Raw genomic sequence first — 16829 nt, forward strand, 5'->3', positions numbered from 1 at the left:
CAGCGGTTACTGCCCGGCCGCTGAGACCGGCCGGGTCAGGTGGCGGTGCCGTGGCCGCCGCGCTTGCGGCTGTCGAGCGCGGCGGCTTCCGCGGCACTGAGCCGACGGGTGCGGAGCAGGAAGATGGCGGCCTCTTCGGGCGGCGATCCGCCGTTCGAATCACCGCCGGGTGCCGGACCGGCGTCGGCGGGCACGTCCACGGTGAGATGTTCGCGCTCGAAACGGGTGTAGGCCTCCGTGCTCATCCATAGCTCGGTATGCCAGGCGAGACGGCCGAACAGAGTATCTCCCTCGGCGGCGCGGAAATCGCGGATCGGTAGCCAGTCCGGTTGCGGGTCGGCGGAATCGCGGTGCGGGAGGTACAGCAGGATGGGCCCGTGCTGTTCGATCAACTCGCGTAACGCGTTGCGGGCCCGATCCGTTACCGCGACCCGGTCGCTGCGATACGCCATCAGCAACTCCGTGCCGTGGAATGGCACCGCGGTGGCGTTGCCGAATCGATCCGATGAAACATCTCGCTCCCTTGTGCATCGTCGCCGGCCCCGTATCGGACGGTCCGGGGATTCGATACACCCGCCGTCCGAGATACCGGCTCGTGGTGGCCGGCACTTTTGCAAACACATTCTTGCGTATTGCGGTCGCCGGAGCGAGCGGGTGTCCGTGAGCGGCCGAAAACGCTTGTGGTATAGCCCCGTGTGCTCGTGGGCTCGGAACGAGTTGTGCGGACCGGGCCGCCCGGGCGGGGCGCTACGACGTCTCGGAAATCATTGCGCGCCGGTTCATTTGCGGATGAAGATACCCGCGACGTCGGCCCGCTCGATCGGAGTGTCGGCGTTGGCCTGCACGCTGCACAGCGCGTTGACCGCCGCGATGGAGAGGTCCACGTTCGTACCGCTCGGTTCCGCGCCCCGCTGCTCCTCCAGGAACTTGGTGATGGTGACGCGCTGGGTCTTCTGGTCCTGCTCCACGTACTCGCGGCACGGGGTGTCGCCGCCCTTGTTCATGGCCCGTTCGATTTCGGTACAGCCGGCCAGTGTGAGCACGGCGGCCGCGATCAACAGGGCCGCGCGGGCCTTCGTGGCATTCATCGACAACAATCCTCCTGGTCGGCTCGGGCCGCGTGGGGCGGACCCGAGTCCAGTTCACTCTATGCCGGGCATACCCACCACGGCGGCCGGCTCACTCCGGCGGGAGAACGGGCGGTGATCCGGCGCCGAGAAATCCGGGAATGCCGTCGACCACCGAATCCACCAGAGCAGCTGCGGTCGTACCGAACGGGGTGCCGCGTTTGTCCAACTGGCCGTCTCACAGCGACGCCAAGCCGTGGCCGAGCGCCCAGAGCGTGAGGGTGGTCGGTTCGGCGCGCTCCGGCGGCAGTTCGCCGGCGATCACGCAGGCTTCGACCGCGTCGGCCAGTACGCCGAAGGCGGCCTCGCCGGCCGCGCGGGTATCGGGGTGCTTCTCCGGCTGTGACAGTTCCAGGCGGAACATCAGCCGGAAGTAGCCGGGCTGCTCCCGGGCGAACCGGATATAGGACTGTTCCAGGGCGAGGAGTGCCGCGGTGGGGGAGTCGGCGGTGGCGCGGGCGGCGGAGAGCTGGTCGGTGAGCAAGCGGAAGCCCTGGGTGGCGAGATCGGCCAGCAGTGCCGCGATCGGCGAAATGGTGGTACGGAGCGCCGGAACTGACGCCGGCCTCCCGGGCGACATCGCCGAACTACTGGATCACGGGTACGCGGTGCGCCGCACCGTGCGCGATCTCACCGGCACCGGCAGGCGGGCGCATCTCGTCGACTACGCCGCCCGCGTGGGCGGTGACCTGGAATTCGTCGCGGCCGACCTCGATCGCGATGCCGGCTGGGCCGAAGCCGTCGCGGGCTGTGCGCAGGTGCTGCATGTGGCCTCGCCCTTCCCGGCGGCCCCGCCCGACGACGACAGCGAACTGATTCGCCGAGCCCCTACCCGCGGCGCGTGGTCTCGAACTGGTCGTGCTGAACCCGGGAATGGTTCTCGGGCCGGTGCTGTCTCCGGCGACGAGCACGTCGCACGAACCGGTCCGCCGGCTACTGGCAGGCGCTGTTCCGGGTGTGCCGCGCGTGGGATGGTCGGTGGTCGATGTCCGCGATCTGGCGGTGGCGCACCGGTTGGCCATGGAGACCACGCACGCGGCCGGGAACCGCTACATCTGCGCCGGTGACCATGTGTGGATGCGGGATGGCGCAGATTCCGGCCGCGGCGTACGGGCCGCACAGGTTCCGCGTCGCCACCCGTGCGCTGCCCGATCCACTCGTACGCCTGGTGGCGCTGTTCGATCGTGGGCTGCGGCTGACAGTTCCGGCGCTGGGCAAGGTCGAGCGAGTGAGCGCCGCGCGAGCCCGGCGTGACCTGGGGTGCGCGATGCGCCCGGTGGACGACACGGTGCGTGATACGGCGGAGAGTCTGCTGCGTGCGGGGGTGGTGCCGTCGCCCGGGCGGGCCGGATCCGGTCCGAGTGCTCGCCCGGTGCCGGCGGCCGGGGTGTGAGGGGTCCGAGATGCCGATAGCGACAGTGCTGATCACGCTGGGGCGCCGATGGCGCAACGGCCGGCCGCCGCGGGAGAGTGCATCGGCCCGGCCGGCGGAGGGAGGCCGATGGCGGGGTGCGCGGGTTGTGGTGCCGATCGGGCTCACCTCGGCGGGCGGTCTCACGGCTGCTGTGGCAGCGGTCTGCTGCTGAGGGTTCTGCTGAAAACCGAGGCATCCGGGCGGCCGGAGACTCCGTTCCACGGGATCGGCCGGGCGCCGCAGGCTCATCGGATCGGCGTGCGCAACCCGGCGTGCAGCCGAGGGTTTATCAAGTACTCTCGGTTACAGATAAAAGGTGTGTCTGTCATGATTGGCGACGACCCCGGGCACGAGCAGACGAGGAACGCAATGACGCGGCATGTCGACGTACTGATCATCGGAGCCGGTCTGTCCGGTATCGATGTGGCCTGTCACCTGGAGAAGGAGAACACCGGGCGCAGCTACGCGATCCTGGAGCGCCGCACCGCCGTCGGCGGCACCTGGGACCTGTTCCGCTATCCGGGAATTCGCTCCGACTCCGATATGTACTCGTTCGGCTACGGCTTCCGGCCCTGGCGCGGTACCCGCATGCTCGCCGACGGCGCCGGTATCCGCCGCTATATCGCCGAGACCGCCGACGAATACGGTGTGACGCCGAAGATCCGTTTCGGCCGCAAGGTGGTTTCGGCGAGCTGGTCCGGCCCGGACAACAGGTGGACGGTGCGGGTGCTCGAGGAGACGACCGGCGCCGAGGAGATCTGGACCAGCACCTTCCTGGTCGGGGCCACCGGTTACTACGACTACGACAACGGCCACCGGCCGTCGTTCCCCGGCGAGGACGCGTTCACCGGGCGGATCGTGCATCCGCAGCACTGGCCCGAAGACCTGGACTACCGGGACAAGAAGGTGGTCGTGATCGGTAGCGGCGCCACCGCGATCACGCTGGTGCCGTCCATGGTGGGCGAGGCCGCCCATGTGACCATGCTGCAGCGATCGCCCGCCTATATCGCCTCCATCCCGGGTGACGACCCGGTGGCGCTGGGGATGACGAAGGTCGGGTCCCCCGCCGGGCTCACCTATCAGGTCGGTCGCGCCCGCAATATCGCGGTGCAGCAGGCCGGCTACCAGCTGTCGCGGCGGCAGCCGAAGCTGGCCCGGCAGCTGTTCCTGAAGTGGGTCCGGCTGGCGGTCGGCCCCGGGGTGGACATGCGTCATTTCACCCCGGAGTACGCGCCGTGGGATCAGCGCCTGTGCGTCGTACCCGACGGCGACCTGTTCAAGGCCCTGCGCCGCGGCGACGCCTCGGTGGTCACCGACACCGTCGAGACCTTCACCGAAACCGGTATCCGGGTTTCCTCGGGCGAAGAGATCGAAGCCGATATCGTCATCACCGCCACCGGGCTGACCATTCAGATCCTGGGCGGCGTAGCGCTCGAGGTGGACGGTGAACCGGTGGTCACCCGGGACCGGGTCATGTACAAGGGGTCACTGCTCGACGGTGTGCCGAACGCCCTGATGGTGCTCGGGTACACGAATGCCTCCTGGACCCTGAAGGCCGATCTGGCCGCCGAGTACTTCTGCCGGGTGCTGAACCGGATGCGGGACAAGGGATACACCCGGTTCGTGGTCCGGGCGCAGGATTCCGACCGCTCCGAGGTGTCGGTGATGGGCGGGGCGCTGAGTTCCGGGTATATCCAGCGCGGGGACGCGGTGATGCCGCGGCAGGGGACCGGCGGCCCGTGGAAGGTGGTCAACAGCTACTTCCGCGACCGCTCCTACCTGCGCAAGAGCCCGATCGAGGACGGCATCCTGACCTTCACCGACCGCGCCGGGGCGGAGACCACCAGTTCCGGGGGCCGGGCGCGCGGCGCGGCGAGCCGCCTGCCGCTCATCGGCACCCGGCCCGCCTGAGGTCGAGGTGGACCCGGCCGGGAACCGAAGATCATCCGGCCCGGAGGGGAGGCTCCTGGCCGCCACCACGGCGGCGGGGCCCGTTGCCGGTCGGTGCCCTGTTGCGGGAATGGCGGCACCGGCGGCGGCCGAGCCAACCGGATCCGGCGCCGGCGGCGGGTACCTCGGCCCGGCGTCGGCCGAACTGTGGCCGGCCCGCGGTGGCATCGTGCCGGAGCCGAGCCGGTAGGCAGGCGGTGCGGATGGCATCGGGCGCCGGCTGGGTAGTTTGATCTCATGACAGAGCGGTTGGTGGTCGTCGGCGGGGATGCGACCGGAATGTCGGCGGCCGCCCAGGCGCGGCGTCACCGGGACGTATCGGACCTCGAGATCGTGGTGTTCGAACGCGGGCACTTCACCTCGTACTCCGCCTGCGGTATCCCGTACTGGGTGGGCGGGCATGTGCGCGAGCGTGATCACCTCATCGCCCGGACGCCCGAGGAGCATCGGGCGCGCGGTATCGATGTACGCCTGCGCCACGAAGTCGTCGAACTCGATGTAGCCGGCAGCCGGTTGCGCAGCAGGGAACTGGCCACCGGTACCGAAACGTGGACCGGGTACGACCACCTCGTTCTGGCCACCGGGGCGCGTCCGATCCGGCCGGCACTGCCCGGAATCGACGCGCCCGGAGTCCACGGCGTACAGACCTTGGACGACGGCGAGTCGCTGATCGCGGCATTGGCCGCCGGTACCGGCCGGCGCGCGGTGGTGGTCGGGGCCGGATACATCGGGGTCGAGATGGCCGAGGCCCTGATCCGGCGCGGTTACGAGGTCACCATCGTGCACAGCGGCGCCCAGCCGATGTCCACCCTGGACCCGGATATGGGTGTGCTGGTACGTAAGGCCCTACAGGGCCTGGACGTGACCGTGGTCGGGGACAGCGAGGTCACCGAGATCCGTACCGGGGACGACGGCCGCGTCCGGTCGGTGTTCGCCGCGGGGCGCGAACACCCGGCGGATGTGGTGGTTCTCGGGATCGGGGTGGTGCCTGAAACAAGGCTGGCCGCCGCGAGCGGGCTACCGACCGGGAACCACGGCGGGCTGCTCACCGATTCGGCCATGCGCGTGACGGGGTACGACAACATCTGGGCCGGCGGAGATTGTGTCGAGGTGCTGGACCTGGTCTCGGGGATGCGCAGGCATATCGCGCTGGGTACCCACGCGAACAAGCACGGTCAGATCATCGGCGCCAATATCGGCGGCGGGTACGCGACCTTCCCCGGTGTCGTCGGCACCGCCGTCAGCAAGGTCTGCGACCTCGAGGTGGCGCGAACGGGCCTGCGGGAGAAAGATGCTCGCGCGGTGGGTCTGCAGTACGTCACCGCCACCATCGAATCCACCAGCCGCGCCGGATATCTACCGGACGCGCCCGTGATGACCGTGAAGATGCTGGCGGAGAGACTCAGCGGCCGCCTGCTCGGGGTGCAGATCGTAGGCCGGGAGGGCGCGGGCAAACGGGTCGATATCGCGGCCGTGACGCTGACCGCGGGAATGACGGTGGCGCAGATGACCACACTCGATCTCGGCTATGCGCCACCTTTCTCACCGGTATGGGATCCGGTGCTGGTGGCGGCGCGCAAAGCGGTGCGAGTGGTGCGGGAGCGCGGGTGAACTCACTCAGCGGCGTACCGCGTACTATCGTCGATCGTCAGTACGGAACGGGTCGAACGAAGGGGGTCGGTGTGCGGACCCGAGATATCCGGTTCGTCCGGATCGGCGAGCACCGGAAACTACTCATGAATGTGGCGGCCGGATGAACCCTGACGCGAACGCCGGCGGCGCCGACCCGGCGGATATTCTCGACGCGGTGACCGAGCCGGTACCGCGAGTGCGGGAAACATTCGATACCCGTCGCCGTACCGCCGCCGCGGAAGCGACCGTGCCGCGACAGTCGCTGGGCTCGGGTGTCCACCGGGTCGCTCTGCCGGACGACGAGCTCGCCGAAGTGGTGTGCGTGAACTGCGGGACGCAGAGCCGGGGCCCGCGCTGTCCCACCTGTGAGCATCCGCACCGCGTCCAGGACCGGTTCGAGGCCGATCTGGGTGTCGCCGGTCTGGTCACCGATCGCGGAATCCTGCACGCGCGCAACGAGGATGCCGTGGCCGCCGCGGTGGTACCGGACGAGAACGGGGAGCCGGGGACCATCGTGCTGGTGGTCTGCGACGGAGTCTCCTCCTCGCCCGATCCGCAGGCCGCCTCGGGTACTGCCGTGCGTACCGGGGTCGATGCGTGTGTGGCGGCGCTGGCCGGTGATCGTACGGCCGAGGAGGCCACCGCCGCGGGGATGGCGGCGGCCTCGGAAGCGGTGCGCAATCTGGTCGGCCCCGATGGTGACGCGCCGTCGTGCACCTATGTCTCGGCGATCGTGCGCACCGAGACCGGAGGCCGTATCTCGATCACCGTCTCGAATATCGGCGACAGCCGTGCCTACTGGCTGGCGGCGGGCGAGCCCGCGGCCCAACAGCCGGCCCGGTCGGGCCATCCGGAGCCGCTGGCCGGGGCGCAGAAGCTCACCCTGGACGATTCGTGGGCACAGACGCTGGTGGAAGCCGGCGCCATGGACGAGATAGCCGCCATGGCCGATCCCCGGGCGCATACCCTGATGCGCTGGCTGGGGGCCGACGCCGGGCAGCAGCCGTGGTCCGCGGACAGTATCCGTACCTACTACGTGGATACGCCCGGTTCGCTCCTGCTGTGTACCGACGGGTTGTGGAACTATCTGCCCGGCGCGGCCGATCTGGCGCGGCGGGTGCTCGGCGTGCCGATCGCCGAGGGCGCGCGGGCGCTCGTGGATTACGCCGTCGTCTGTGGTGGCAGCGATAACATCACAGTCGCGCTGACCCCGATTCCCGCCGCCGGATGATCCGATAGCCGGCCCCGGCAAATCCTGGGCAATGTGGCGAACCGGCCGGGACGGCGGCGGCTCCGGGTGGGGGACGGGGCGGCGGACACCGCGGACATCTCGTGTCCGCTGTGTTTGCAAGAGTGCGAAGTCGGGTACAAGACGGGAAAGCCGGTGCGGCTACCGAGGTCGCGCGGGGAGAGCACGTACGCACCTACCGCAAGGAGGTTCGTCATGAAGGGTGGCCTGTCCGCCGCTCCCGGAACAACCATGGTCACCACGAATCATGAGGTCATCCGCCAGTGGGCCCAGCGGCGCGGGGCAAACCCGGCGACGACGCCCGGCAGTCAGTACGACGGCGAGGTGGGCGTCCTGCGGTTGGATTTCCCGCACTACGGTGGTGCGGTACTGCAGCCGGTCAGCTGGGCGGACTGGTTCGCAACCTTCGACGCCCGGAAACTGAACTTCCGGTACCAAGAGATGCGTCCGGACGGCACGCCCAGCAATTTCTTCCGCTTGGAACGCGTCGGCGATATCTGAACGTGAGGCATTTCACTCTGGGGGTTTACCCGGCAGGCATTCTGGCTATCCGTATAACCGAAAGGTTGCTCGAGTTAGCTGAGTAGCGGGCTGTCGCGTCGGTACGGGATGCGAAACCCGCGCCGCGGCACGTCACGTGTGTCTGCAAGGGATTGAATATTGAGCGCGAACCTGATGATCGTGGAGGACGGCGAGCGGGTCCGGGGTGTTGTGCGCCCGGCCGTGGAGAACGAGGGCTACGACGTCGCGGTGGCCGAGAATGCCGTGGCCGCCGTTCCCGGTCCCGGTCACCGGCTGGGCGTCCAGCGCTAGCTCATGGGCAGTGCGACGGGCGCGACTCGTATCGGACTCGATGCGAGGGGATGGGCGCTGCGCAATCGGATGGATACCGCTGTCGTATCGCCCTCTGGCCCGGCGACGACCGCCCGCGCTCGCGTCCGCCGGGATCCACGGCTCTCCAGTGACGTCTGTCACGAACTCCGCACCCCCCTGAACACGTCGGTCACCGCTGTGGATCTACTGGACCGGCGGCGCGAGGACGGATCGCGGCGGGTGCGCCCGGTATCGCGGCGGGTGACCGCGGCGGCCGCCGACTCGGGCCGGTCGTACGCCGATCCGCCGGTGTCCGGCGGGGCGGTGGCCGTACGCGCGAGCCGCCGTTGCGCCCGTCCCGGCACGGGTCGCGGCCCGTCTCCGGCCGCCGGGACACCGGCGGCTGCATGCCCTGGCGGGGTGGAATGTGAGGAGCGCCCCGCCGAATCGGGCGTTTCGTTCTCCGAATTCGGGTTATTCAACGAAAGGGGCCACTTAACACGCCCGTAACACGACCGTAAAGAGCTCGACCAGTCGCCGCGCAGTTGATTCGTGAGCCTGGGAAAGTACTGCACGCAGACATCGGAGTTGTATGTCTTTACAAACTGAGTCCACGCAGACCGGCGGCGCCGCCGGCAACGGCTCGGCCAATTCGTCCGCCGCCACCGATGCGGAGCCCGCCAGTACCGGCGTGGTCCTGCGGGCACCGCGGATCACCGACGCCGCGCGACTGTGGCAGATCGCCGACGAGTCGCAAGTATTGGATGTCAATTCGAGCTACGCCTACCTGCTGTGGTGTCGCGATTTCGCCGGCAGTTCGGTAGTCGTCGAGAGCGAAGGCCGAGTCGTCGGATTCGTGACCGGCTATGTGAGACCCGAAGCGCCCGGCACCCTGTTCGTCTGGCAGGTCGCCGTGGACGCCGACCAGCGTGGCCGTGGCCTGGGGGTCGCCATGCTGGACTGGCTGGTATCCACCGTCACCGCGCCCGGTCATCCGACCGGCGGCGCCGTCGAGGCGCTGGAGACCACCGTTTCCCCCGACAATCCCGCCTCGATCGCCATGTTCGCGTCGCTGGCCCGCCGCCGTGGCGCCGAAATGGTGCGCAGCGAGCTGTTCGAACCGGATGTTTTTCCGGACAGCCATGCCGCCGAGGACCTGTATCACCTTTCCCCGATCGCCCGTAAAACCGAAAGGGAACACTCATGATTGCCGCCGAAACGACGATCTTCGACGAAATCGAATCGAATGTCCGAGGTTACTGCCGTTCCTGGCCGACGGTCTTCGAGACCGCGCAGGGCGCATGGCTGCGCGATGAGTCCGGTAAAGATTTTCTCGACTTCTTCGCGGGGGCGGGCGCGCTCAACTACGGGCACAACCACCCGGTGCTGAAATCGGCGCTGATCGACTACATCGCCGGTGACGGAATTACGCACGGACTGGATATGTCGACAGTGGCCAAGCGCAAACTACTGGAGACCGTCCGCGACACCCTCCTGGTACCCCGCGGCCTGGACTACAAGGTGCAGTTTCCCGGACCGACCGGCGCGAACGCGGTCGAGGCCGCCCTCAAACTCGCCCGTAAGGTGACCGGCCGGCAGACCATCATGAGCTTCACCAACGCCTTCCACGGGATGACGCTGGGCGCACTGTCGGTGACCGGTAACGCCATGAAGCGGGCAGGCGCCGGCGTCCCGCTCAACCACGCCACCCCGATGCCGTACGACGGTTACTTCGACGGCGCCACCGCCGATTTCCTGTGGATGGAACGGGTGCTCGACGATTCGTCCTCCGGTATGGATCGTCCGGCCGCCGTCATCGTGGAGACCGTGCAGGGCGAGGGTGGGGTGAACCTGGCGCGCGACGAATGGCTGCGGCACCTGGCCTCGTTGTGCTCCGCCCGTGGCATCCTGCTCATCGTCGACGACGTCCAGATGGGTTGCGGCCGGACCGGCCCGTTCTTCTCCTTCGAATCGGCCGGTATCACCCCCGATATCGTGACGCTGTCCAAGTCTGTCGGCGGTTACGGCCTGCCGATGGCGCTGGTGCTGTTCAAGCCGGAGCACGATGTGTGGTCACCCGGTGAGCACAACGGCACCTTCCGCGGTAACAATCCGTCTTTCACCACCGCGCAGGTGGCGCTCGAGCACTTCTGGTCCGATGATGTACTGGAGAAGGCCACCCTCGCCAAGGGCAAGCGGGTGGCCACGGCGCTCGAGGAGATCGCCGGGGCCGTTCCGGGGGTGTCCACTCGGGGCCGTGGCCTGGTGCACGGGCTGGTCTTCGACGACGCCTCGCAGGCCGGAAAGGTCTGCCAGGTCGCGTTCGAGCGTGGCCTGCTGGCCGAGACCTCGGGTGCGTCCGACGAAGTCGTCAAACTGCTCCCGCCGCTGACGATCGCCGACGACGAACTCGACCAGGGCCTGCACCTTCTGAGCGACTCCGTCGAAACCGTTTGCAGCTGAAAGGAAAAATCTACCGATGATCGTGCGCACCACCGAGGAGATCACCGGCACCCACCGCGATGTCGGTGCCGAGAACTGGCGGAGCAAGCGGATCGTGCTGGGCGGTGACGGAGTCGGATTCTCGTTCCACGAGACGACCATCGAAGCCGGTACCTCTCACGTCTTCCACTATCAGAACCATGTGGAAGCGGTCTGGCTGGTCGAGGGGGAAGGCACCCTCCACGACCTGACCAACGACCGCACCTACGACCTCGCCCCGGGCACCATGTACCTGCTCGACGGGCATGAGAAGCACGAGGTGCGGACCCGGACACGGATGCGGATGCTGTGCGTGTTCAATCCTCCTGTCACGGGGCAGGAGGTGCACGACGAGAACGGCGTTTATCCGTTGATCGCCGTTCCGGCCGACTGAGAGGAAGGACGAACGACGTTGATAGACAATCGGATCGATCGCTATCCGACCAGGACCGCCGAGCGCCTGCCGCTGCAGGAGCGGCACGACGCGACTGTGTGGGGCCGGATCGGCAACGCGGAGCTGGCTGCGTTCGATACCGACGGTTTCGCGATCCTGGATCGCTTGCTCACCCCCGAGGAGGTGGCCGAGTACGCCGCCGAGATCGACCGGCTGGCAAGCGATCCGGATCTGCGGGGTGACGACCGGCTCATCGTGGAGAAATCGTCGCAGCAGGTGCGCTCGGTATTCGAGGTGCACACACTGAGTCCGGCGGTGGCGGAGCTGGTGCGGGAGGCACGGGTCGTGGACCTGGCCCGGCAGGTACTGGGATCGGATGTGTACATCCACCAGAGCCGGGTCAACTATCTGCCCGGCTTCGGCACCGGTTTTTATTGGCATTCCGATTTCGAGACCTGGCATGCCGAGGACGGTATGCCCTCGCCTCGAGCGGTGAGCCTGTCCATCGCGTTGACCGACAACTACCCGTACAACGGCAGCCTGATGGTGATGCCGGGGTCGCACCGGACATTCGTCCCCTGCCAGGGCGCGACGCCGACGGACAACTATCGGGAGTCGTTGCGTGAGCAGGAGACCGGAGTGCCGACCACGGCCGATATCACCGACCTGGCCCATAAATACGGGATAGCCCAGTTCACCGGTGCGGCCGGTTCGGCGCTGCTGTTCGACTCGAACATCATGCACGCCTCGGGCAACAACATCACGCCGTTCCCGCGGTCGAATATCTTCCTGGTGTTCAACAGTGTCGAGAACACGCTGGAGGAACCGTTCGCCGCACCGGCCCGGCGGCCGACCTATATCGCCGATCGGGAGTTCACGCCGGTGTAGACGGGACAGTTGCCCAGGGCGACGGGGACGAATCCACTCGGGGTTCGTCCCCGTCGTCGTGTCCGGGCCAGTGGCGCGCGGTACCCGGGCCGGGATCGGGCGTTGCGTGCAGCCGTCGACAGAACGTGAGCCACGCGTCCGGCGGCACCGGACCCACCGGTGCGTCGGTCGGTATCGCGGCGGCGGCACACGCCGCGGCGACCAGGCGGGCGGGGTGGGACATGGGATCCTCCGAAGAGTGGGCCGAATCGAGAGACGCTGATTCGCCCGGACCCATGCCGGGGCAGGAGGCGGCGCGCAGTGGCGCCGAACGATCGCGACGGCGCCGGTTCGAGTGAACCGGCGCCGCTTACCGCCGAGTGGTCCCGCGATGGGGACTGCCCGGATCGGTCAGCGGAGTGTGGGGTGCACCGGCAGAGTCCGAGCTGCCGTGCGCTGCCGGATGTAATGCGCGCCGACCGCGCACACTCCGTCGCTGCCCAAAGATCCCACGGGGCCATACCCTAGGCAGGCCCGGCGGACCCGGTCCACCGAATTTCCGGTATCACCGGCCGTCGGGCCCGCGGGCTCGTCGCCGCGAGAGATCAGGCGGTTCCCGCGCCCTGCGGGCATGGTATGTCGTGCCGCCGGTCCGGCAGGGCGCCCAGTTCCGCGAGTCCGGGCTCGACCGGGCCCGCCGCGCCGGTCGTCGCCGCGGCATCCGCACCGGCGCGGAAGCTACGGCTCAGTCGCCGGTAGTGCCGGCTGCCCAGCGCGTAGCCGGTGAAGAGCAGGCCGAGCAGACCCAGCAGGACGAAGACCAGTGCCATTCCGCGGGCCTCACCGGTGCCGAACCAGCCGCCGATCGAGCGGGCACCCGGTCCGGTGGTCATGAACGGGATGAAGAAGAACTGGGTCAGCGGGCTGACCAGGAACGCGGTGAGCGGCGAGGCGGCCTGTTCGACGCTCTGCGCGAAGCCGAAGACCCGGCCCTGGCGCTGATAGGGCACAACCTTCTGCAGCACGGTTTGCTCGGCCGCCTCCGCGAACGGCATGAGCACCATGAACACGGCCATTCCGCCGATCAGCAGCAGGACGGAATCCTGGATCGGGAAGATCAGCATGACCGCCCACAGGGCCAGATTGACGAGCAGGATCAACCGCACCGGGTTCGACGACGTCCCGGTGCGGGCCACCAGCAGCCCGCCGACGATCATCACCGCGCTGAGTGCTCCCCAGATGGCCCCCCACGCCTGAACCGACATCATCGACAGCGCGTACGGGTCCATCAGGGCCATGAGCCCGCCGAACAGCAGGTTGTTCAACGCCGAGAACACGATCAGCGGGACCATACCGGGGATCCCGCGGATGACTCGGACGGTCCCGCGCAGATCGACCCGTTGCGGTTCGCCCGCGGCGGCGGCGTGGGCCAGCGATTCCGGCAGTATCAATCCGCGCAGGTGCACCACCGCGATGGTGAGCACGACGACGGCCAGTACCAGCACGCCCAGCATGCCGTTCCAGCCGACCAGCAGCGCACTGGCCACCGAGGTGACCAGGTGGGAGATACCGGTCGTCGTCCCGACCAGCCCGTTGGCCCGATCCCGGTGGCGTTCGTCGAACATGGCCGTGACCACGGTGGGCAGCGCGATCGTGCGCAGACTGCCGGCGATCACCCCGCTCATCGCGAGAACCACGAAGACCCACAGCCGGACACTCGCCGGATCACGCCATTCCTCGGCCGGGGTGATCGAATAGTAGACCAGCGCGACGGCATAGATTCCCAGCGAGACGAGCGCGGACACCTGCATCACGCTCTTCTTGCGGTGGTGGTCGACGATGCTGCCGAACCACACCCCGGTGCCGGCCATGGCGACCAGGAAGATGCCGGCGATCATCCCGGTGGCGAAGACCGATCGGGTCTCGAGGTACACGAAGAATGTGATGCCGAACCAGACGGTGAAGTTGATGAACGACACCAGCAGCACGTTCACCAGTAGTTGCGCGAAGGTTCGCACGGTGGGGTCGCCGAAATCGAGACGGGCCGCGGGCTCGGCGGCGGAGCGCCGGGTGGATTCCATAGTCATGTACTCAACAACCTCGACATTGGTTCAGGTCAAGGGGTGACCTGCTGGAAGTATCACCACCTCTGACCGCCGCCGCCACCGAAAATGATCGGTGCCCGTGGAAATGCCCGCTCGGTGTCGCTCACCGGCCCGGGGTCGGCACCGCGAAGGAGTCGGTGATCTGGGCGGCATTGGCGAGGACCTCTTCGGCGACGGCCTGGGTCCGCCACATCCGCGCCTCGGGAACGGCGCCGCGTTGCTCGAGCAGATCGGCGAGGCATGCCATGGACCGGATGTGCCGGCGCCCGGCCGCGACCCGCCACCAGCGTTGCGCGGCATCGAATTCGTCGTGCCGGTAATAGAGTGCGCCCAGATCGTAGGCGGCGCCCAGATGCCCGGCGTCGGCGGCTTGGGCCCACCACCGCGCGGCCTGCTCGTCGTCTCCCGCCGCGCACCGGGCCGCGCCCAGATCGTAGAGCCGGTCCGGGCTGCCGGTGGCGGCTGCGCTCTCGTCGGCCGGAAACGGGGCGAGTGAACCGTCGGCGATGGTATCGGCCACCGAGGATTCGTCATCGGGGGCCGACGGGTCGTACTCCGGGATGCCGTGGGCGGCTCGCGACGCGGTGAAATAGGCCGCGGGAAGGGGGAATACGGACGGTTCGCCGCCGCGCGGCTCCCGGACCGGTTCCGGGCCGTAGTCCGGCAGGTCCGCCCCGCTGATCACCGGGACCAGGCCGGTCTGGTCCGGAGAGTCGGCCCAGCCGTGGGTGGCGGCCGGATCGGCGTCCGTATTGTCCGCGGAGTTCCGCAGATACCACTGTTCGGGGCCGGTGAGCAGCGTCGCCGGACTGGTAAACGCGAACGCGGGTAGGGGATCGGGGATCGGTTCGTCGAACAGGGACGAGTAGTCGAAGAATTCGTCGATGCCGTCCAGGGGTTCGATGAGAATATCGGCACTGCCGACGTCCGGAGAGTGCAGGACCAGATCCGCGAGACTGCACGGGTAGCCTTCCGGTTCGCCGCTGTCCGCGACGGGGCGCCCGGAGCCCGCGGCTCGATATCCCGGGACGGCGGGGACCGTGGTCGTACCGACAGCGGTGGGGCGCGGAATCCTTCCCCCGCCGGATGCGTCGCGCGTGGCGGGCACGGATACCGACGGTACGACGCCTGTCCCCGGAGTGAACAGGCGCGGAGGCGGATCCAGCGGCGTACTGCGGACCTCGACCACTAGATCCGCGAAATGCGGTGGTCCCTCGCCCATACTGCACCACAGCACGGTGCGGTCGTTATCGGTGCGTTCGACCACGATGCCGTAGTTTCCCGACCAGGACCGCGGTTCCCCGGTGGCATCGGCCCAGACCGGGGTCAGGACGAAGAGCGTGCCGGGGGAATTCGCGGTCAGATCGAAGGTGATTCCCCGCTCCAGGGCGTCGCGCCAGATGTCGACACCGGCCAGCCGGCGACCGTCGATATCGATGTACCCGTCCACCATGGACAGGCCGATGCCGACGCCGGTCAGCCCGGCGGGCGGCGTGGCCGACAGCAGGGTGACCGTGAGCGCCGCTGTCGTAGTGGACAACTGCTCGCTGTAGAGCGGGTGGACCGTCGTGCCCTCCCAATCGATCGGTTCGGCGCTGCGATAGCGGAACGCCAGGGCCGGATCGTCGGTGAGTGGGTCCGTCAGGGCCCCGGTGGCGGTCGGCGTGTCGAGCGTGTCGCCCGCCAGCAACGGTGTGGCATCGAGGCGCATCCGGCGTAGATACCTCGGTAGTTGTCCGGCACGCGGTGCCGAAGCGGGCATATCAGCCTGCGACGGAACAACTCCGGTCGACGACGATACCGGATCGAACATATCCTGCCCCGCCTTTCCCACCGCTCCCGTTGACCCCGCAGCAATGCGGTGGCTATACCGTACTAGCCGGATCCTTCGCGCGGGGGCCGATTTGGTGGGCGACAACACGTTCGCCTGCCCGATATCGAATCTCAGCACGCTCATTTATGTGTAACCGACGGTTACACATAAACCGAGGAATGCTCGAAACTGGGATGAAGGGCCGAGAACCGGCGAACACCCACACGTTACACCAGGCGAAGCTCCATGTCGTCCTGACATCGTCCGGAGCCCGCCGCGCGACCCGGTCCGGAAACGCTCGTCCGATGGTCACCGCGTCGTCATCCGGGCGCCACGGGGTGGTCGGCCGAGTGCGGGATCCATGAAACATGGACACCACACGCAGGCACTTCCTCGCCGAGAGCGGCCGCGCGCTGGCAGGTCCTGGGTAATCAGGTGGTGCTCGGTCGTACCGATCACGATGCGGGGCCCGCCGCGGTGCTGTCCGCCGACTCCTGGGACGGCTATCACGCCGAACGTGCCGCCGTGCTGGCCGCCGCCGCGCGGTCGGTGCGCAACCTGGTGGTGATCACCGGCGACCGGCACGAGAACTACGCCGCCGATCTCCGGGCCGACCCCGCCGACCCCCGTACCCCGGTGGTGGCGGAATTCACCGGAACCTCGATCACCAGCGGCGGCGACGGTATCGATATCGGCGCTCGGGGCAGCGAACTGCTCGCCGCCGATCCCGATCTGAAGTTCTGCAACGGGCAGCGCGGTTACGCCCGGGTCGAGGTGGACGCGCAGGAATGGCGCACCGACTTCCGGGTGCTGCCCTATGTGAGTCGTCCGGGTGCGCCGATCTCGACCCGCGCCTCCTACGTGGTCGAGGACGCGGTGCCCGGGGTGCGTCCGGCCTGGGACCACCGCCCACTGTCCGCGACGGCGGCACGGCAGGTGCCGGCCGGCTCAGCGGCGGGTGGGCAGCCGGAGGACGCGCGATGA

The 16829-nt window shown here is 68.3% G+C and carries 17 protein-coding genes; 11 read left to right on the top strand and 6 right to left on the bottom strand.

Annotated elements, in window-relative coordinates:
* Positions 1-35: 35 nt before the first annotated feature.
* From ACLML9_RS02005 to ACLML9_RS02020, 4 genes are all read right to left on the bottom strand, one after another.
* On the bottom strand, positions 36-452 hold the full coding sequence (locus tag ACLML9_RS02005; RefSeq protein WP_411943835.1) for a DUF779 domain-containing protein: 417 nt from the start codon (positions 450-452) through the stop codon (positions 36-38).
* A gap of 327 nt (positions 453-779) precedes the next feature.
* Positions 780-1088 (bottom strand): hypothetical protein, encoded by a 309-nt coding sequence (locus tag ACLML9_RS02010; protein ID WP_411943836.1) that lies wholly within the window; start codon positions 1086-1088, stop codon positions 780-782.
* 217 nt (positions 1089-1305) lie between these two features.
* Entirely contained in the window at positions 1306-1707 is a 402-nt protein-coding gene (locus ACLML9_RS02015) for a TetR-like C-terminal domain-containing protein (RefSeq protein ID WP_411943837.1), read from the bottom strand.
* Between the two features lie 7 nt (positions 1708-1714).
* On the bottom strand, positions 1715-1894 hold the full coding sequence (locus tag ACLML9_RS02020; RefSeq protein WP_411943838.1) for a hypothetical protein: 180 nt from the start codon (positions 1892-1894) through the stop codon (positions 1715-1717).
* A 317-nt stretch (positions 1895-2211) separates the two neighbouring features.
* Here ACLML9_RS02020 and ACLML9_RS02025 point away from each other — a divergent pair, with 317 nt between their 5' ends.
* The 10 genes from ACLML9_RS02025 (at position 2212) to thpD (ending at position 11948) form a co-directional block, all read left to right on the top strand.
* The gene (locus ACLML9_RS02025) at positions 2212-2520 is read left to right on the top strand and encodes a hypothetical protein (protein ID WP_411943839.1); all 309 of its coding nucleotides are present in this window, start codon (positions 2212-2214) and stop codon (positions 2518-2520) included.
* 390 nt (positions 2521-2910) lie between these two features.
* Positions 2911-4452, top strand: a complete 1542-nt coding sequence (locus ACLML9_RS02030) for a flavin-containing monooxygenase (RefSeq protein ID WP_411943885.1) — start codon at positions 2911-2913, stop codon at positions 4450-4452.
* Positions 4453-4728: 276 nt separating this feature from the next.
* Positions 4729-6102, top strand: coding sequence for an FAD-dependent oxidoreductase (locus ACLML9_RS02035; protein ID WP_411943840.1), 1374 nt, complete (start codon positions 4729-4731; stop codon positions 6100-6102).
* 142 nt (positions 6103-6244) lie between these two features.
* Entirely contained in the window at positions 6245-7354 is a 1110-nt protein-coding gene (locus tag ACLML9_RS02040) for a PP2C family protein-serine/threonine phosphatase (RefSeq protein ID WP_411943841.1), read from the top strand.
* A 213-nt stretch (positions 7355-7567) separates the two neighbouring features.
* Positions 7568-7873, top strand: coding sequence for a hypothetical protein (locus ACLML9_RS02045; protein ID WP_084533823.1), 306 nt, complete (start codon positions 7568-7570; stop codon positions 7871-7873).
* 159 nt (positions 7874-8032) lie between these two features.
* Complete coding sequence (locus ACLML9_RS02050) at positions 8033-8185, top strand: hypothetical protein (protein ID WP_411943842.1); 153 nt, start codon at positions 8033-8035, stop codon at positions 8183-8185.
* 592 nt (positions 8186-8777) lie between these two features.
* A complete protein-coding gene (gene ectA, locus ACLML9_RS02055) occupies positions 8778-9392 on the top strand; it encodes a diaminobutyrate acetyltransferase (RefSeq protein WP_411943843.1) in 615 nt (204 codons plus the stop codon).
* Complete coding sequence (ectB, locus tag ACLML9_RS02060) at positions 9389-10648, top strand: diaminobutyrate--2-oxoglutarate transaminase (protein WP_411943844.1); 1260 nt, start codon at positions 9389-9391, stop codon at positions 10646-10648. Before ectA ends, ectB begins: the two co-directional genes overlap by 4 nt.
* 16 nt (positions 10649-10664) lie before the next feature.
* Entirely contained in the window at positions 10665-11060 is a 396-nt protein-coding gene (locus ACLML9_RS02065; protein WP_063058599.1) for an ectoine synthase, read from the top strand.
* An 18-nt stretch (positions 11061-11078) separates the two neighbouring features.
* Positions 11079-11948: an ectoine hydroxylase gene (thpD, locus tag ACLML9_RS02070; RefSeq protein WP_411943845.1), complete on the top strand. Its 870-nt coding sequence runs from the start codon at positions 11079-11081 to the stop codon at positions 11946-11948.
* A 584-nt stretch (positions 11949-12532) separates the two neighbouring features.
* On the opposite strand, the gene ACLML9_RS02075 is transcribed toward thpD, so the two are convergent.
* Positions 12533-14014, bottom strand: a complete 1482-nt coding sequence (locus ACLML9_RS02075; RefSeq protein ID WP_411943846.1) for an MFS transporter — start codon at positions 14012-14014, stop codon at positions 12533-12535.
* A gap of 121 nt (positions 14015-14135) precedes the next feature.
* Entirely contained in the window at positions 14136-15743 is a 1608-nt protein-coding gene (locus ACLML9_RS02080; protein WP_411943847.1) for a hypothetical protein, read from the bottom strand.
* Positions 15744-16283: 540 nt separating this feature from the next.
* Here ACLML9_RS02080 and ACLML9_RS02085 point away from each other — a divergent pair.
* The gene (locus ACLML9_RS02085) at positions 16284-16829 is read left to right on the top strand and encodes an alkaline phosphatase D family protein (protein ID WP_411943848.1); all 546 of its coding nucleotides are present in this window, start codon (positions 16284-16286) and stop codon (positions 16827-16829) included.

The sequence above is a fragment of the Nocardia sp. NPDC002869 genome (assembly GCF_046764065.1).
In the GTDB taxonomy this organism is placed as follows: Bacteria; Actinomycetota; Actinomycetes; order Mycobacteriales; family Mycobacteriaceae; genus Nocardia; species Nocardia rhamnosiphila.